The organism is Brevundimonas sp. GW822-FHT03E11 (genome assembly GCF_058801445.1).
Genome location: NZ_JBXANG010000001.1, coordinates 134,946 through 152,010 on the forward strand (window position 1 = coordinate 134,946; position 17,065 = coordinate 152,010).

The window sequence follows — 17,065 nt, forward strand, 5'->3', positions numbered from 1 at the left end:
AGAAGGGGCGGCCCCGTCGCCGGCGCCGCCCTCTTCAGTTCATCAAATCCGAACCCGGAGATCAGCCTTCGCTGCTCTCCAGCTCCAGTTGCAGATCGGCCGGCAGGGGCTCGATCGCGTCTTCGCGGGCCTGGGTCAGTTCGGCGTCGCGCTCGTTGGCGATCTTCTGCAGCGAGCGCAGATAGGCGCCCGTGCCCGCCGGGATCAGGCGGCCGACGATGACGTTCTCCTTCAGGCCTTCCAGCATGTCCTTCTTGCCGTGGACCGAAGCCTCGGTGAGGACGCGCGTAGTCTCCTGGAAAGAGGCCGCCGAGATGAAGCTGCGGGTCTGCAGCGACGCCTTGGTGATGCCCAGCAGAACCGGCTGGGTGATGGCCGGACGACCGCCGCGCTTCTCGACCTTGGCGTTCTCCAGAGCCGCCTCGGCCACCTCGACCGTGTCGCCGCGGATCAGGGTGGTTTCACCGGCGTCGATCACTTCGACCTTCTGCAGCATCTGACGCACGATGACTTCGATGTGCTTGTCGTTGATCGGCACGCCCTGCAGTCGGTAGACCTCCTGCACTTCGTTCACCAGATACTCAGCCAGCGCCTCGACGCCCTGAATGCGCAGCAGATCGTGCGGATCCGGGTTGCCGTCGATGATGTAGTCGCCCTTCTGGATCAGATCGCCGTCGTGGACGGAGATGTGCTTGCCCTTCGGGATCAGGAACTCGACGGGTTCGCCCTGGACGCCGTCGGCGTTGGGCTCCGGCGTGATCTTGATGCGGCGCTTGTTCTTGTAGTCGCGACCGAACTCCACGCGACCGTCCATCTCGGCGATGACGGCGCAGTCCTTCGGACGACGGGCTTCGAACAGTTCGGCCACGCGCGGCAGACCGCCGGTGATGTCGCGGGTCTTGGCGCCTTCGGTCGGAACGCGGGCGATGATCTCGCCCGGCTTGACCTCGTCGCCGTTCGCCACGGACAGAACCGCGCCGACGGGCAGCAGATAGCGGGCGTCGGAGCCCGACGACAGCTTGGCGTAGGCGTCGCCCAGGGTGATGCCCATGGCCGGACGCAGGTCCGAACCGCGCGGGCTGGCTCGCCAGTCGCTGACGACGCGCTGGGCGATGCCGGTGGCTTCGTCGGTCTCTTCCTTGACCGACAGGCCCTCGACCAGGTCCTCGAAGCGCACCACGCCGCCGACTTCCGTCAGGATCGGGGTGGTGTAGGGGTCCCACTCGGCCAGGCGTTGGCCCTTCTTGACCGGATCGCCGTCCTTGACGCGGATGCGGGCGCCGTAAGGGGCCTTGTGCGTCTCGCGGTCCTTGCCGTCCACGACCACGGTCACGATGACGTTGCGGCTCATCGCCACCAGGTCGCCGTGGGCCGCGACGACGGTCGGGCCGGTGACCTTGGCCGTACCGGCGTTGGTCGCCTCCATGAAGGAGGTTTCCGCCACCTGGGCCGTGCCGCCGATGTGGAAGGTCCGCATGGTCAGCTGGGTGCCGGGCTCGCCGATCGACTGGGCGGCGATGACGCCGACCGCTTCGCCGATATTGACGTTGGTGCCGCGCGCCAGGTCACGGCCGTAGCAGTGGGCGCAGATGCCGGCTTCGGCTTCGCAGGTCAGGGCCGAACGCACCTTCACCGACTGGACGCCGGCGGCTTCGATGGCCTCGACCACCTCTTCCACCAGATAGGTGTCGGCGGGGAACAGGACGGTGTCCGTACCCGGCTCCTTGATGTCCTCGGCCGCATAACGGCCCAGGATACGGGCGCCCAGAGAGACCAGGACGTCGCCGCCCTCCATCACCGCGCGCAGGGTGATGCCGCGCGTCGAGCCGCAGTCCTGTTCGGTGACGATCGAGTCCTGCGCCACGTCCACCAGACGGCGGGTCAGATAACCCGAGTTGGCGGTCTTCAGCGCGGTGTCGGCCAGACCCTTACGGGCGCCGTGGGTCGAGTTGAAGTATTCAAGGACGGTCAGACCTTCCTTGAAGTTCGAGGTGATCGGCGTCTCGATGATCTCGCCGGAGGGCTTGGCCATCAGGCCGCGCATGCCGCCCAGTTGCTTCATCTGGGCCTGCGAACCCCGGGCGCCGGAGTTGGCCATCATATAGACCGAGTTGATGTCGGGGTTTTCGCCCTCGATCAGCACGCGCGGCTGCGCGATCTCGCCCATCATGGCGTCGGCGATCCGGTCCGTGGCCTTGGCCCAGGCGTCGACGACCTTGTTGTACTTCTCGCCGCGCGTGATCAGGCCGTCGGCGTACTGTTGTTCGTACTCCTCGACCTGGGTGCGGGTTTCGGCGACCAGCTCGGCCTTCTTCGCCGGAATGACGATGTCGTCCTTGCCGAAGGAGATGCCCGCCTTGGCGGCCTCGCGGAAGCCCAGGCCCATCATCTGGTCGGCGAAGATGACCGTCGCCTTCTGACCGCAGTGGCGATAGACCACGTCGATCAGGTTCCCGATCTCCTTCTTGGTCAGGTTCTTCTCGAGCAGGCGATAGCCGACGTTCGGGTTGCGCGGCAGCAGGGCGGCCAGCTTCATCCGGCCCGGCGTGGTGTCGATGACCTTGGTCACCTCCTTGCCCTCGGCGTCCAGCTCGGTCCAGCGCGCCTTGATGCGGCTGTGCAGGGTCACGACCTTGGCGTCCAGCGCCGCGTCGATCTCGCCGATGTTGGCGAACAGCTTGCCTTCACCCGGCTCGCCGTCCTTGACCAGCGACAGGTAGTACAGGCCCAGGACGATGTCCTGCGACGGCACGATGATCGGCTTGCCGTTGGCGGGCGACAGGATGTTGTTGGTCGACATCATCAGGACGCGCGCTTCCAACTGGGCCTCAAGGCTCAGCGGGACGTGAACGGCCATCTGGTCGCCGTCGAAGTCGGCGTTGAAGGCGGTGCAGACCAGGGGGTGCAGGCGGATGGCCTTGCCCTCAATCAGCTTGGGCTCGAACGCCTGGATGCCCAGACGGTGCAGCGTCGGCGCGCGGTTCAGCAGAACCGGGTGCTCGCGGATCACCTCGTCCAGGATGTCCCAGACGGCGGGTTGCTCGCGCTCGACCATGCGCTTGGACTGTTTGACGGTGCCCGACAGGCCCTTGGCGTCCAGGCGCGCGTAGATGAAGGGCTTGAACAGCTCCAGCGCCATCTTCTTGGGCAGGCCGCACTCGTGCAGCTTCAGTTCCGGACCCACGGTGATCACCGAACGGCCCGAATAGTCGACGCGCTTGCCCAGCAGGTTCTGACGGAAGCGGCCCTGCTTGCCCTTCAGCATGTCGGCCAGCGACTTGAGGGGCCGCTTGTTGGCGCCCGTGATCACGCGGCCGCGACGGCCGTTGTCGAACAGGGCGTCGACGGACTCCTGCAGCATCCGCTTTTCGTTACGGATGATGATGTCCGGCGCCCGCAGCTCCATCAGGCGCTTCAGACGGTTGTTCCGGTTGATGACCCGGCGATACAGGTCGTTCAGGTCGGAGGTCGCGAAACGACCGCCGTCCAGCGGCACCAGCGGACGCAGTTCCGGCGGGATGACCGGCACGATGGTCAGGATCATCCACTCGGGCTTGTTGCCCGATTCCAGGAAGGCTTCGATCAGCTTCAGGCGCTTGGACGCCTTCTTGGCCTTCATTTCCGACGGATTGTCGGCCAGTTCGGCGCGGTGCTTCTCGGCCTCGGCGTTCAGGTCGATGCCCATCAGCAGGTTGCGGACGGCCTCGGCGCCGATTTCGGCGGTGAAGCCGTCGTCGCCGTATTCTTCCTGGTAGCGATAGAACTCGTCTTCCGTCAGCAGCTGGTTCTGCTTCAGCGGGGTCAGGCCCGGCTCGGTGACGATGTAGTTCTCGAAGTACAGGACGCGCTCGACGTCCTTCAGCGCCATGTCCAGCATCAGCGAGATGCGGCTGGGCAGCGACTTCAGGAACCAGATGTGGGCCACCGGCGCGGCCAGGTCGATGTGGCCCATCCGCTCGCGGCGAACGCGGGCCAGGGTGACCTCGACGCCGCACTTCTCGCAGATGATGCCCTTGTACTTCATGCGCTTGTACTTGCCGCACAGGCATTCGTAGTCCTTGGTCGGGCCAAAGATGCGGGCGCAGAACAGGCCGTCACGCTCGGGCTTGAACGTGCGGTAGTTGATGGTTTCCGGCTTCTTGATCTCGCCGAACGACCACGACCGGATCTTCTCCGGCGAGGCCAGGGCGATCTTGATCTGGTCGAAGGTCGGGGTGACCGGGACCGGGTTGAAGATGTTCAGGACTTCCTGGTTCATCTTGGGTTCCTTGCTGCGGTCGGAGACCGCGAAAAACTTAGTGGCGAGTGGCGAGTGGTGAGTGGCGAGGAAGAAGGGCAAGGGCGACGCTGAATTTCTTCACTCGCCACTCGCCACTCATTACTCGCCACTCTGAGGCGCTACGCGCCTCAGCTGTTCTCCAGCTCCACGTTCAGACCCAGCGAACGCATTTCCTTGATGAGCACGTTGAAGCTCTCGGGAATGCCGGCCTCGAAGCTGTCGTCGCCGCGGACGATGGCCTCGTAGACCTTGGTCCGGCCGGCCACGTCGTCGGACTTCACCGTCAGCATCTCCTGCAGGGTGTAGGCGGCGCCGTAGGCTTCCAGAGCCCAGACCTCCATTTCCCCGAAGCGCTGACCGCCGAACTGCGCCTTGCCGCCCAGCGGCTGCTGGGTGACCAGCGAGTACGGGCCGATCGAGCGGGCGTGGATCTTGTCGTCGACCAGGTGGTGCAGCTTCAGCATATAGATGTAGCCGACCGTGACCGGACGCTTGAACTGCTCGCCGGTCTGACCGTCGTACAGGATCGACTGGGCCGACTTGTGCAGGCCGGCCTCTTCCAACAGACGCTCGATGTCGCCGATGTGCGCGCCGTCGAAGACCGGAGTCGCGAAGGGCACGCCCTTGGACAGGTTCTTCGCCAGTTCGATCAGCTCTTCCTCGTCTTCCGGCAGCGGGGTTTCCGGGCCGTAGATTTCGGTCAGACGATCGATCAGAGCCTGCTTCTGTCCACCCTGCTGCCAGGCTTCCAGCAGACCGGAGATCTGCTTGCCCAGGCCGGCGGCGGCCCAACCCAGGTGGGTTTCGAAGATCTGGCCGATGTTCATGCGCGACGGCACGCCCAGCGGGTTCAGAACCACGTCCACGTGGGTGCCGTCTTCCAGGTGCGGCATGTCCTCGATCGGCAGGATCTTGGAGATGACGCCCTTGTTGCCGTGACGGCCGGCCATCTTGTCGCCGGGCTGAAGCTTGCGCTTCACGGCCACGAAGACCTTGACCATCTTCATCACGCCGGGGGGCAGTTCGTCGCCGCGTTGCAGCTTCTCGACCTTGTCTTCGAAACGACGGTCCAGTTGCTTACGCGCGTCCTCGAACTGGCGCTTCATCGCCTCCAGCTCGCCCATGGCCTTTTCGTCGTCCAGGGCGATCTGCCACCACAGGCCGCGGCTGACCTCGGCCAGCTTCTCTTCGGTCAGCTCGCCGCGACCGATGCCCTTCGGACCCGACACGGCGGTCTTGCCCAGCAGCAGCGGCTTCAGACGGCCGTAGACGTTGCGCTCCAGGATCTTGAGCTCGTCGTCGCGGTCCTTGCCCAGGCGTTCGATCTCGGCGCGTTCGATGGCCAGGGCGCGTTCATCCTTGTCCACGCCGTGACGGTTGAAGACGCGGACGTCGACGATCGTGCCGGCGACGCCGGGCGGCAGGCGCAGGGAGGTGTCGCGCACGTCGGAAGCCTTCTCGCCGAAGATGGCGCGCAGCAGCTTCTCTTCCGGGGTCATGGGCGACTCACCCTTCGGCGTCACCTTGCCGACCAGGATGTCGCCCGGCTGGACCTCGGCGCCGATGGCCACAATGCCCGCCTCGTCGAGGTTGCGCAGGGCTTCCTCGCCGACGTTGGGGATGTCGCGGGTGATTTCTTCCGGCCCGAGCTTCGTATCCCGCGCCATCACCTCGAACTCCTCGAGGTGGATGGAGGTGAAGACGTCGTCGCGCACGATGCGCTCGGAGATCAGGATGGAGTCTTCGAAGTTGTAGCCGTTCCAGGGCATGAAGGCGACCAGGGCGTTGCGTCCCAGGGCCAGTTCGCCCAGGTCCGTCGACGGACCGTCGGCGATCACGTCGCCGGCCTTCACCGCATCGCCCACGCGCACGATCGGGCGCTGGTTGATGCAGGTCGACTGGTTCGAACGCTGGAACTTCGACAGCCGGTAGATGTCGACGCCCGAGCGGGCGGCGTCCACCTCGCCGGTGGCGCGCACGACGATCCGGGTGCCGTCGATCTGTTCGACGACGCCGTCACGCCGGGCGACCACGACGGCGCCGGAGTCCACGGCCACGACCGCTTCCATGCCGGTGCCGACCAGGGGCGCGTCGGACTGCACCAGAGGCACGGCCTGACGCTGCATGTTCGCGCCCATCAGTGCGCGGTTGGCGTCGTCGTTTTCGAGGAACGGGATCAGGGCGGCGGCGACCGAAACGACCTGTTTCGGCGACACGTCCATCATGTCCACCGCGTCCTTGTTCAGGAGCTGGGATTCGCCGTTGATCCGGCCGGGGACCAGGTCCTCGACGATCACCCCGTCCTTCAGTTCGATGTTCGCCTGGGCGATCGTGTACTTCGACTCCTCCATGGCGGAGATGTAGACCACCTCGCCCTGGGCCTTGCCGTCCTTCACGCGGCGGTACGGGCTCTCGATGAAGCCGTACTTGTTGACGCGGGCGTGGGTGGCCAGGGAGTTGATCAGGCCGATGTTCGGGCCTTCCGGCGTTTCGATCGGGCAGATGCGGCCATAGTGGGTCGGGTGGACGTCGCGGACTTCGAAGCCCGCGCGCTCACGCGTCAGACCGCCCGGGCCAAGCGCCGACAAACGACGCTTGTGGGTGATTTCCGACAGCGGGTTCGTCTGGTCCATGAACTGCGACAGCTGCGACGAGCCGAAGAATTCGCGAACCGCGGCGGCGGCCGGCTTGGCGTTGATCAGGTCGTGCGGCATGACCGTGTCGATATCGACCGAGGACATGCGCTCCTTGATGGCGCGCTCCATCCGCAGCAGGCCGACGCGGTACTGGTTCTCCAGCAGTTCGCCGACCGAACGGACCCGGCGGTTGCCCAGGTTGTCGATGTCGTCGATCTCGCCGCGGCCGTCCTTCAGCCCGACCAGGATCTGCAACACCTTCAGCACGTCCTCCTTGCGCAGGACGCGGATCTCGTCCGAGACCTCGGGAGTCTCCAGACGCATGTTCATCTTGACCCGGCCCACGGCCGACAGGTCGTAGCGCTCGCTGTCGAAGAACAGCGAGTTGAACATGGCTTCGGCGGCTTCCGGGGTGGGCGGCTCGCCCGGACGCATCACGCGATAGACGTCGAACAGGGCGTCCTCGCGGTTGTCGTTCTTGTCGATGCGCAGGGTGTTGCGCATATAGGCGCCGACCGTGACGTGGTCGATGTCGAGCACCTCGATGGTGGTGAAGCCGTTCTCTTCCAGCACCGCGATGGTGGCGGCGTCCAGCTCGTCGCCGGCTTCGGCGAAGATTTCGCCGGTCTCGAAGTTGACGGCGTCGTTCGCCAGATACTTGGTCACCAGGGCGTCGGCGGCCAGCGACAGCGACTTGACCGTTTCACCCAGCTTCTTGGCGGCGCGGGCGCTGATTTTCTGGCCTGCCTGGGCGACCACTTCGCCGGTGTCGGCGTCGATCAGGTCGAACTCCGGCTTCACGCCGCGCCAGCGCTCGGCCTTGTACGGGGTGACCCAGCCCTCGCCGCGCTTCTCGTAAGGCACGGTCTCGTAGAAGGTCTTCAGGATCTCTTCGCCGTCCATGCCCAGACCCATCAGGAAGGTCGTGGCCGGCAGCTTGCGGCGGCGGTCGATGCGGACATAGACCACGTCCTTGGCGTCGAACTCGAAGTCCAGCCAGGAGCCGCGGTAGGGGATGACGCGCGCGGCGAACAGCAGCTTGCCCGAGCTGTGCGTCTTGCCCTTGTCGTGGTCGAAGAAGACGCCCGGCGAACGGTGCATCTGCGAGACGATCACGCGCTCGGTGCCGTTGACGATGAAGGTGCCCTTGTCCGTCATGAGCGGGATGTCGCCCATGTAGACGTCCTGCTCCTTGATGTCCTTGACCGAACGGGCTCCCGTTTCCTCGTCGGTCTCAAAGACGATCAGGCGCAGCTTGACCTTCAGCGGCGCGGCATAGGTCATGTCGCGCTGAATGCACTCCTCGACGTCGTACTTCGGATCTTCGAACTCGTAGGAGACGTATTCCAGGATGGCGCGTTCGTTGAAGTCCTTGATCGGGAACACCGACTTGAAGACCGCCTCGATGCCCTGCTCCTTGCGCTGGCCCGGACGGACCTCGCGTTGCAGGAACTGCTCGTAGGAGGCGCGCTGGACCTCGATCAGGTTCGGCATCTGCACCGCTTCGGGAATACGTCCGAAGGATTTGCGGATGCGCTTCTTGCCGGTGAACGAAGTGGCGGAAGCGATCTGACCGTTGATGGCGAGATCGTGGGCGACGTCAGTCATTCAGTGTTTCCCATGACGCACGACCCGGGGAAGTCGCGCGCGAAATGCAGCAGCCACGGCGCGCGTTTTCAGCGTCCGCAGCCAGGTTTTCGGCGTCCACCCTCGACCCGCTGCCGGGCCAGGACGCCTGAAATGTACCGGCTCCCTGGGGAAGGAGCCGCGCCTTCGCTCCGGTCGGAGGGCGACGGACCGGGCCTCGGCGCTTGCGCGCAGACTCTTTAGGAGTGTTGCGGAACGCGGACATATACTCGCTTCCGCGGCGAAATAAAGGCCCCTGCCCCATATTTTCGCGCCCCTTCGCCAAGGCGTCTAAGGCGGATTGACGGACCGGCGAGTCGCCGCCCTGGATGGGCTCTGACGGCCCTAGGTCTCAGGACTTCAGCAGTTGCAGCAGGGCCTCCGCCGCGTCGCGCGAGGAGGCGGGATTCTGACCGGTAACCAGCTTGCCGTCCACGACGACATGGGAGCCCCAGTCGGGGCCGCGCGAATAGTCGCCGCCGTTGGCGCTCAGCACGTTCTCGACCAGGAAGGGCACCACGGCCGTCAGGCCGACAGCCTCCTCCTCGGTATTGGTGAAGCCCGTGACCTTGCGGCCGTTGACCAAGGGCTGTCCGTCCGGACCGTTGACCGACTTCAGAACGCCCGGCGCGTGGCAGACCAAGCCCGTCGGCTTGTCCGCCTTGGCGAAGGCTTCGATCAGGGCGATTGAGGCCGGATCGTTGGCGAGGTCCCACAGCGGTCCGTGGCCGCCCGGATAGAAGACCGCGTCGAAATCCTCGGCCTTGACCGACGACAGTTCGACGGTCGAGCCCAGGGCGGCCTGGGCCTCGGCATCGGCCTTGAAGCGGCGCGTGTCCTCGGTCTGTGCGTCGGGATCGTCGCTCTTGGGGTCCAGCGGCGGCTGACCGCCCTTGGGCGAGGCCAGGACGATCTCGGCCCCGGCGTCCTTGAGCGCATAATAGGGGGCGGCCAGTTCCTCCAGCCAGAAACCGGTCTTCTTGCCGGTGTCGCCGAGCTGGTCGTGCGAGGTCAGCACCATCAGGATCTTCATTTCGGGGGCTCCTTTTCAGGCGTAACAGATGGGAAGCCGAACCGATCCGCCAAGGCCGCGCTTGCGACGCCTGTCGGCCTGGGGCAAGCCTGCCCCCTTCCCTGCCCCCAATGGAGACGGACGGATGAGAGCGTGGATCGCGGCCCTGGCCCTGCCTCTTGTGATGGGTGTATTGGCGTCGGCTTCAGCCGCTCGGGCCGATTGCGGCCTGGCGCCGGCCGGAACGACCCGCGCCCTGGCCCTGGGTCCGAACGGTCGGACGGTTCAGCTTCATACGCCGCGCGGATTTGACCCGAACCGCCCCGCTCCCCTGATCTTTCTGCTGCACGGCAGCGGCGGCACGGGCGCCGAAATTCTGGCGTCCTCGGGTTTGGCCGAGACGGCGGATCGGCACGGCTTCATCGTCATTGCGCCCGACGGCGGCATTCCGGTGGAGCGCGGCTTCGTCTGGAACGTGCCGGGCGTGCCCACCATAGCGGGGACGATTCCCGGCCCGAACGACGCCGACGATGTCGCCTTCATGACCGAGACCATCGACGCCCTGGCCGATCAGGGCTGTATTGACCCGTCCAGGGTCTATGCGACCGGCCTGTCGGGCGGCGGCCGGATGACCTCCTGGCTGGGCTGCGCGGCCGCGGACCGGTTCGCCGCCATCGCTCCCGTGGTCGGGCTGCGCGCCGGACGGCCCGATCGGCGTGATCCTCAGCGCCCTGATCCCGCCACCTGCCGGCCGTCGCGCCCCATGCCGGTGATGGCCTTCGCCGGCGACGCCGACACCACCAATCCGATCCAGGGCGGCGGCGCCCCATATTGGAGCTACACCATGCATGCGGCCGAACAGCGCTGGGCCCAGTTGAACGGCTGCGCGGCCCCGCGTCCCACCGTCTGGGTCACGGCCCAGGTCTATGAAGAAGGCTATGCCGCCTGCCGAGACGGCGCCGACGTCGTCGGCCGCATCACCGCCGGCGGGGGCCACAGCTGGGTCGCCGACAACGACGCCATGTGGGCCTTCTTCGCCGCGCGGACACGCCCGCAGAACTGATACGGACTAGGCCCCAGCCATAGCGCTCACGGGCCTCAAGCAGCGCGAAGCGCGGTAGGCCAACAAAAAAGCCCGGCGGTTTCCCGCCGGGCCTTTCCGATCTTCAGCGGAGCTGAGACCCAGATTACTTGATCTGGACCTTGGCGCCGGCTTCCGTCAGCTTCTTGGCGATCTCGTCGGCTTGTTGCTTGGAGACGTTCTCGACGACGTTCTGCGGAGCGCCTTCGACCAGGTCCTTGGCTTCCTTCAGACCCAGGTCCGAACGGACGCCGCGGACTTCCTTGATGACGTTGATCTTCTTGTCGCCGCCGTCGACCAGGACGACGGTGAACTCGGTTTGCTCTTCGGCGGCTTCAGCCGGAGCAGCGGCGCCGCCGCCGGCCGGCATGGCCATGGCGACAGGAGCAGCAGCAGAGACGCCCCACTTTTCTTCGAGCAGCTTGGACAGTTCAGCGGCTTCCAGAACGGTCAGGGCGGACAGGTCTTCGACGATCTTGGCGAGGTCAGCCATTGTCAGTTTTCCTTCGGAGGATTGGTTTTAGAGAGTGATGCAGAGATGAAAGGGTCCGCCGCTTACGCGGCTTCCTTGGTGGCGTAGGCGTTGAACACGCGAGCCAGCTGACCAGCGGGCGCTTGCAGCACGCCGGCGACCTTGGTCGCGGGCGCATTGAGCAGGCCGATGAGCTGAGCGCGGACTTCGTCGAGCGTCGGGAGTTTCGAGAGAGCCTCGACACCCTTCTGATCGACGACGGTTTCGCCCATGAAGCCGCCGATGATCTTGAAGCGATCATTGGCCTTGGCGAACTCGGTGGCGACCTTGGCGGCCGTACCGGGGTTCTCGGCATAGGCGATGCCCACGGGGCCCTTGAACAGGCCGTGGTAGCCGCTGCCTTCTTCGGCTTCGAGCGCCTTCAGCGCCAGGCGGTTCTTGACCACCTTGAACGCGCCGCCTTCTTTGCGAAGACGGCCGCGCAGATCTTCCATTTCCGCAACGGTCAGACCCAGGTTGTGGGTCACGACCACGGAGCCGGCGTCGGCGAATACGCCCTTGAGCGTCTCGATCGACTCGGCCTTTTGTGCGCGGTCCATTGCGGTCTCCAGTCTTGGTATTCGCCGCCGGGCTTATTCCCGACGACGGATTGGCCAAAGCGCCGCGCATGGCTGCGAAGCGTTCAGGCCGGTCGTATTGTCCGAAGGATGCGTCTGACGGCGTCCGTCCCGGAATGCGGGCTGACATCGGCAAGGTCGCGTCCCCATCTCCCCACGGCGCCAGAGGGCTCTCTGACAGTTACGGCCTGGGTGACCCCCACGCCCCGAAGTTCTCGGACAGGACCGTCAAAGGCGTGAACCTGTGACGGGAAGGCGCGCTCATACAGGCGCGGCCCGGCGAAATCAAGCCGGCTGTTCGTCCGTCGGCAGGGTTGCGGCGAATTCGAGGATCAAGGCCGCCAGATCCGGTTCGTTGACCGCCGCCGCCGCGGCTTGCGGCGTCATCCATCGCCGCTGGCGCTGATGGTCCTCAGGCCAGGCTCCGAGCTGGATCAGCACCTGCAGCGGATAGACGGAGACCACGCATTTGCGCTGCCCACCGTCCTTCAGGGTCTTGGCGTAGCGAAAGACGCCGATGGGCGCGTCTTCGACCGCCCCCTTGACGCCCGCCTCCTCCAGAGCCTCCTGCACCGCCGCCTGGGCGTCGGTCTTGCCGGCCATACGGCCGCCCTTGGGTATGACCCAGCGTCCGGTCTGGCGCGACGTGATCATGAGGATTCGGCGCTCGCCCTCCTCTACCCGCCAGGGCAGGGCCGCCACCTGACGCATTTCCGAGCGCGCCGTGCGCTTGGCTCCGCTGGCCATACGTCAGATCCCTTCCACCGCAGAAGGCCGAAAGACCGGTCGAGACCCCTTGTCTCGTCGCCGGCTCGCCCGACCATCCGTACCAAGACGGTCGATCGACCACATCTCCCCAAACGTCATCCGGCAAGCGGCGTCAAGACACTGGTAAGCCCGATAAGGAATCAGGTTTGGCCAGGCGCCGTCGCCTCCTCGTCGCCCAGAATGTCCTGTCGGTAAATCATGGTGATGACGGTGTGCAGAACCAGGGCCAGGGGCGTTGCGAACAGGACCCCCAGCGGCCCGAAAAGCGTACCTATGCCCACGACGGCGAAGATGCCCAGGACCACCGGCAGATTGGCGACGTTCTTCTGCACCATGGGGGTGATGAAGTTGCTCTCCAGCTGGGAAACGGCGACGTAAAGCCCCAGGGTCATCAAGGCGGTCTCCCAGCCCTGGGTCGCGCCCACCAGGACCGCCGGGATGGTGGAGACGATGGGGCCGACGATCGGCACGAACTGCGCCACGCCCGTCAGCAGCCCCAGACCCACCGCCGAGGGCACGCCGATCAGCGCCAGTCCCGTCCCCGTCAAGACCCCGACCAGCACCATGGAGAACAGCTGCGCCTTCAACCAGCCCTTCAAGGCGCGGCCGCAGCTGTCCAGCACCTCGCGCAGGCGCGGCCGGTGAGTCTTGGGAGCCAGGGACAGAAGTCCCTCGCGCGATTTGGCGGGCTCGATGGCCAGGAAAACCCCGGCCACCATCACCAGAACCAAGGTGGTGGCCCCGGAGGCGAAGCCCATTGCGAACTTCTGCGCCACTTGCAGCGCCTGCCCCGTCTGTCCGCCCAGACTCTTCAGCTGGTCCAGCAGTTGGGCGGCGTAGGGCTGGGCCTGGATCCAGGACTGCACCCGATCCCAGCCCTGAGGCAGCACCGCCACAAGGGCCGCGATCTGTTCGGCGATCTGGGCGCCAAAGAGGGTCAGAACCCCCGCCAGGATCGAAATGACGATCAACAGGGACAGCAGAACCGCAGCCGGATCGGGCAGCTTGAACCACCGGACGATGGGGTCGGCTAGGGCCCTCAGAACGACCGCAGCCAGTATTGCACCGAAAATCAACAACCATAGGGTGTGTAGCGTGACAATCAACTGGCCTGCGAAATAGACGCCCACCAGCATCACGGCGCCGAAGGCCAGCCTTCCCCTCCAGGGATCGCGTCCGCCCTCATTCGCCGACGCGCCGTGCGCCGCTCTTCCCAAACCGAACATTCGCTTCCCTTGTTTCGCCTGCCTACAACGCCACCGGACCGGCGCCGTTCGAAGCGATGACGAAAAGAGTTCGACCAGGTCCGTGGAACTCAGGGACGGTCGCGCCCGTCATAGGCGGCCTGGGCCGCCTCCACCTCGTCCATATGGGTCTCCGCCCAGTCTATCATCGACTGCAGAGCCGCCAGAAGCGATCGGCCCAGGGGCGTCATGGCGTAGGTTACGGAGACCGGCACGGTCGGCGCGACTGATCGGGAGACCAGCCCGTCGCGCTCCAGGGCCTTCAGGGTCTGGCTCAACATCTTTTGGGACACGCCGTCGATCCTATGCCTCAGCGCATTGAAACGCATCGGCCCGTCGCCCAGGACGATCAGGATCAGGGTGCTCCATTTGTCGGCGATCCGATCCAGCAGCTGGCGCGTCGGACAGGCGGCGCAAAAGACGTCGCCGCGCAGTCGGGTTTCCAGTGGGTGACCAGGTGAGAGAAAGGTGCCGTCTTGCATAGCCGATTTCCATAACGCACCTGGTCTCCATTGGAAACCTATGGAGACTTTCATGAAGATCGCAGTCTTGGGCGCCAGCGGTCGCGCCGGATCGGAAATCACCAAGGAGCTGGCCTCTCGCGGCCATTCAGTCGTGGCGATCGCCCGCAAGCCGGAAGCCATTCCCGTAGCGCCCGGCGTGACGGCGCTTGGGGGCGACGCCTCGGACGCTGCGGCCCTGGCGAACCTCATCAGGGGATGCGACGCCGTAATCAGCGCCCTGCACCACGACATCAAGGCCGAGACCCTGCTGCAGGCGCTGAAGACTGCGGGCGTGCCGCGCCTTCTGGTCACCGGCGGCGCGGGCAGCCTGGAGGTCGCGCCCGGTCTTCGCCTGATCGACACTCCCGATTTTCCGGAAGAATTCAAACCCTACGCCCTGCCCGGCGTCGCCTTCCTGGAGGATCTGCGGGGCGAGACCGAAACCGACTGGACCTTCTTCTCCCCTGCGGCCTTCATCGAGGAAGGACCGCGCCTGGGCGTCTTCCGCACGGGAACCGATCGGTTGATCGTCGACGCCGACGGACAGAGCCGCATCAGCTTCGCCGACTACGCCATCGCCATGGTGGATGAGTTGGAGCAGCACAACCATTCGCGATCGCGTTTCACGGCGGCCTATTGAGGGCTGGGCGGCGGGTCTTGATCCGCCGCCGTCTTCCAGGTCACAGATGAAACAGTCCCCGTGATCGTCGCCCGAAAGTCACCGCCCAACGGCCTGGGACATCGCCGCCTTCATTTCACGGCGCTGTTCGGCTGTGCATTCGAACTCGTCGCAGAGCACATTGCCCATCTCGGCCATGATTTCCGGCATGATCGCCTGGACCGCCTCCGCCAAACGCGGCGCGGCTTGATAGCTCTTGGTCACCATGGAGCGGCCGACGTCGCTCTGATAGAAGTCGACCAGGGCCTGGAGTTCTTCCAGGGTGAAGATGTCGGCGTAGATCGGCGCCATGGCCTCGAACATGCGCGGCATCATGCGAGCCGTCACCTCCCCCATGACCGCACGGAACTTGGCGGCCTCATCTTCGGACATGCCTTCGAGCTCGGCGGGCATCATCATCGACGTCATCTGACTTAGGGCGGCGCCCAGTTCCTCTCCTTGCATCAAGGAGACGAACTTGTTTGCGAGCGCCAGCCGCGCCGCGCCGTCATCGCGCGTCTCGGCCAGGGCGGCCGGCGCGCAGAACAGTGTCAGGGCCAACATCAGCCCGCCGAAAAAGTGTCTCATCCTAAACCCCCGGTTAGACGCCCACCCTGCCGGGCCGTCCGGTTAGAGACAAGAAAAAAGCGGCGGGGATCGCTCCCCGCCGCTCTTCGATACCGATCGTCTTTCGACGCAGACGGCTTAGGCGCCCAGCGAGGCCGGATCGACCTTGAAGCCCGGGCCCATCGTCGACGACAGGCTGATGCGCTTCACATAGGTGCCCTTGGCGCCCGACGGCTTGGCGCGGACCAGGGCGTCCACGATGGCCTTGACGTTGGCCTCCAGAGCTTCCTGGGTGAAGGAGACCTTGCCGACGCCGGCGTGGACGATGCCCGCCTTCTCGACGCGGAACTCGACCGCGCCGCCCTTGGCGTCCTTGACGGCCTGGGCGACGTTCGGGGTCACGGTGCCGACCTTGGGGTTCGGCATCAGGCCGCGCGGGCCCAGCACCTTACCCAGACGGCCGACCAGGGCCATCATGTCCGGCGAGGCGATCACGCGGTCGAACTCCATGAAGCCGCCGGCGATCTTCTCGTACAGGTCTTCGGCGCCGACGTGCTCGGCGCCGGCCGCGACGGCTTCAGCGGCCTTGGCGTCCTTGGCGAAGACGGCGACGCGGACGTCACGGCCGGTGCCGGACGGCAGGTTGACCACACCGCGGACCTGCTGGTCGGCGTGACGCGGATCGACGCCCAGGTTGACGGCGATTTCCAGGGACTCGTCGAACTTGGCCTTGGCGTTTTCCTTGGCCAGCTTGATGGCGTCGGAGAAAGGCAGCAGGTCTTGGGTGACGCCGGTGCGGGCCTTCTGGGCCTTGGTTTGCTTGGCCATGTGCTTAGCCCTCCACCACTTCGAGGCCCATCGCGCGGGCGGAGCCTTCGATGATCTTGGTCGCCGCGTCCAGGTCGTTGGCGTTCAGATCCTTCATCTTCTTCTCGGCGATCTCGCGCAGCTGGGCCACGGTGATCTTGCCGGCCACTTCACGGCCGACCAGCTTGGAGCCCGACTTCAGGCCGGTGGCCTGCTTCAGGTACCAGGTCGCCGGCGGCGTCTTGGTGACGAAGGTGAACGACTTGTCCTGATAGACGGTGATGACGGTCGGAAGCGGGGTGCCCTTGGCTTCCTTCTCGGTGCGCGCATTGAACTCCTTGCAGAAGCCCATGATGTTCACGCCGCGCTGACCCAGCGCCGGGCCGATCGGGGGCGAAGGCGTGGCCGAACCGGCCGGCACTTGCAGCTTGATATAGCCGAGAATCTTCTTGGCCATTGGTCTCTCCTATGAATGACCCGACGAACGAACGACGAGCCGGTGAGCCGTGGTGCGGCATGGCGGCCTCCCACGGATTTGACGCTCCACGAGCCGAGGCCCGCCGAGCGAAGGCGCGCGTGTAACAGAGCGGGGCTGGAAAGGCAAACGCGACTGGCGCTCCCATCCCCCGCTTCGTCGTCTCGGGCTTTACCCGAAGTCCGGATGCGGATCGGGCTGTGCGTCGTCCGAGGCGCAATGCGACTGACGATCCGATCCTCGGATCAAGCCCGAGGATGACGGCGGGAAACGATCCACACGCCACAACAAAAAAGCCGCGCCCAGTCGGACGCGGCTTC

The 17,065-nt window shown here is 65.6% G+C and carries 13 protein-coding genes; 2 read left to right on the plus strand and 11 right to left on the minus strand.

All coding sequences use genetic code 11. The features are described from left to right. Nucleotides 1-61 precede the first annotated feature (61 nt). From rpoC to AC1RKE_RS00740, 3 genes are all read right to left on the minus strand, one after another. Nucleotides 62-4,258, minus strand: a complete 4,197-nt coding sequence (rpoC, locus tag AC1RKE_RS00730) for a DNA-directed RNA polymerase subunit beta' (protein ID WP_228184299.1) — start codon at nt 4,256-4,258, stop codon at nt 62-64. Between the two features lie 149 nt (nt 4,259-4,407). Beyond that, on the minus strand, nt 4,408-8,523 hold the full coding sequence (gene rpoB, locus AC1RKE_RS00735) for a DNA-directed RNA polymerase subunit beta (RefSeq protein ID WP_183217176.1): 4,116 nt from the start codon (nt 8,521-8,523) through the stop codon (nt 4,408-4,410). A 370-nt stretch (nt 8,524-8,893) separates the two neighbouring features. Further along, entirely contained in the window at nt 8,894-9,574 is a 681-nt protein-coding gene (locus tag AC1RKE_RS00740; protein ID WP_054765988.1) for a type 1 glutamine amidotransferase domain-containing protein, read from the minus strand. Nucleotides 9,575-9,698: 124 nt separating this feature from the next. Between AC1RKE_RS00740 and AC1RKE_RS00745 the strand changes: the two genes are divergently transcribed. Continuing rightward, nucleotides 9,699-10,616, plus strand: a complete 918-nt coding sequence (locus AC1RKE_RS00745) for a CE1 family esterase (RefSeq protein WP_348684379.1) — start codon at nt 9,699-9,701, stop codon at nt 10,614-10,616. A 124-nt stretch (nt 10,617-10,740) separates the two neighbouring features. Here AC1RKE_RS00745 and rplL read toward each other — a convergent pair whose 3' ends face one another. From rplL to AC1RKE_RS00770, 5 genes are all read right to left on the minus strand, one after another. Next, nucleotides 10,741-11,127 (minus strand): 50S ribosomal protein L7/L12, encoded by a 387-nt coding sequence (gene rplL, locus AC1RKE_RS00750; protein WP_152950534.1) that lies wholly within the window; start codon nt 11,125-11,127, stop codon nt 10,741-10,743. Nucleotides 11,128-11,189: 62 nt separating this feature from the next. Further along, complete coding sequence (rplJ, locus tag AC1RKE_RS00755) at nt 11,190-11,705, minus strand: 50S ribosomal protein L10 (protein ID WP_054765990.1); 516 nt, start codon at nt 11,703-11,705, stop codon at nt 11,190-11,192. A 303-nt stretch (nt 11,706-12,008) separates the two neighbouring features. Next, the gene (locus tag AC1RKE_RS00760) at nt 12,009-12,470 is read right to left on the minus strand and encodes an NUDIX hydrolase (protein ID WP_054765991.1); all 462 of its coding nucleotides are present in this window, start codon (nt 12,468-12,470) and stop codon (nt 12,009-12,011) included. A gap of 161 nt (nt 12,471-12,631) precedes the next feature. Next, entirely contained in the window at nt 12,632-13,717 is a 1,086-nt protein-coding gene (locus tag AC1RKE_RS00765) for an AI-2E family transporter (RefSeq protein WP_348684378.1), read from the minus strand. Between the two features lie 89 nt (nt 13,718-13,806). After that, complete coding sequence (locus tag AC1RKE_RS00770) at nt 13,807-14,217, minus strand: winged helix-turn-helix transcriptional regulator (RefSeq protein ID WP_183217165.1); 411 nt, start codon at nt 14,215-14,217, stop codon at nt 13,807-13,809. A gap of 52 nt (nt 14,218-14,269) precedes the next feature. Here AC1RKE_RS00770 and AC1RKE_RS00775 point away from each other — a divergent pair, with 52 nt between their 5' ends. Then, nucleotides 14,270-14,878, plus strand: coding sequence for an NAD(P)-dependent oxidoreductase (locus AC1RKE_RS00775; protein WP_348684377.1), 609 nt, complete (start codon nt 14,270-14,272; stop codon nt 14,876-14,878). A 78-nt stretch (nt 14,879-14,956) separates the two neighbouring features. On the opposite strand, the gene AC1RKE_RS00780 is transcribed toward AC1RKE_RS00775, so the two are convergent. The 3 genes from AC1RKE_RS00780 to rplK form a co-directional block, all read right to left on the minus strand. Further along, nucleotides 14,957-15,484: a DUF2059 domain-containing protein gene (locus tag AC1RKE_RS00780; protein WP_348684376.1), complete on the minus strand. Its 528-nt coding sequence runs from the start codon at nt 15,482-15,484 to the stop codon at nt 14,957-14,959. A gap of 117 nt (nt 15,485-15,601) precedes the next feature. Next, entirely contained in the window at nt 15,602-16,291 is a 690-nt protein-coding gene (gene rplA / locus AC1RKE_RS00785; RefSeq protein ID WP_054765995.1) for a 50S ribosomal protein L1, read from the minus strand. 4 nt (nt 16,292-16,295) lie between these two features. Further along, complete coding sequence (gene rplK / locus AC1RKE_RS00790; RefSeq protein ID WP_054765996.1) at nt 16,296-16,727, minus strand: 50S ribosomal protein L11; 432 nt, start codon at nt 16,725-16,727, stop codon at nt 16,296-16,298. Between the last annotated feature and the right edge of the window lie 338 nt (nt 16,728-17,065).

What these genes read in the sequence shown, in the direction of transcription:
- AC1RKE_RS00770 (WP_183217165.1), bottom strand. Translation starts at nt 14,217, where the DNA reads ATGCAAGACGGCACCTTTCTCTCACCTGGTCACCCACTGGAAACCCGA.
- AC1RKE_RS00775 (WP_348684377.1), top strand. Translation starts at nt 14,270, where the DNA reads ATGAAGATCGCAGTCTTGGGCGCCAGCGGTCGCGCCGGATCGGAAATC.
- rplK (WP_054765996.1), bottom strand. Translation starts at nt 16,727, where the DNA reads ATGGCCAAGAAGATTCTCGGCTATATCAAGCTGCAAGTGCCGGCCGGT.
- AC1RKE_RS00780 (WP_348684376.1), bottom strand. Translation starts at nt 15,484, where the DNA reads ATGAGACACTTTTTCGGCGGGCTGATGTTGGCCCTGACACTGTTCTGC.
- rpoB (WP_183217176.1), bottom strand. Translation starts at nt 8,523, where the DNA reads ATGACTGACGTCGCCCACGATCTCGCCATCAACGGTCAGATCGCTTCC.
- AC1RKE_RS00765 (WP_348684378.1), bottom strand. Translation starts at nt 13,717, where the DNA reads ATGTTCGGTTTGGGAAGAGCGGCGCACGGCGCGTCGGCGAATGAGGGC.
- AC1RKE_RS00760 (WP_054765991.1), bottom strand. Translation starts at nt 12,470, where the DNA reads ATGGCCAGCGGAGCCAAGCGCACGGCGCGCTCGGAAATGCGTCAGGTG.
- AC1RKE_RS00740 (WP_054765988.1), bottom strand. Translation starts at nt 9,574, where the DNA reads ATGAAGATCCTGATGGTGCTGACCTCGCACGACCAGCTCGGCGACACC.
- AC1RKE_RS00745 (WP_348684379.1), top strand. Translation starts at nt 9,699, where the DNA reads ATGAGAGCGTGGATCGCGGCCCTGGCCCTGCCTCTTGTGATGGGTGTA.
- rpoC (WP_228184299.1), bottom strand. Translation starts at nt 4,258, where the DNA reads ATGAACCAGGAAGTCCTGAACATCTTCAACCCGGTCCCGGTCACCCCG.
- rplJ (WP_054765990.1), bottom strand. Translation starts at nt 11,705, where the DNA reads ATGGACCGCGCACAAAAGGCCGAGTCGATCGAGACGCTCAAGGGCGTA.
- rplL (WP_152950534.1), bottom strand. Translation starts at nt 11,127, where the DNA reads ATGGCTGACCTCGCCAAGATCGTCGAAGACCTGTCCGCCCTGACCGTT.
- rplA (WP_054765995.1), bottom strand. Translation starts at nt 16,291, where the DNA reads ATGGCCAAGCAAACCAAGGCCCAGAAGGCCCGCACCGGCGTCACCCAA.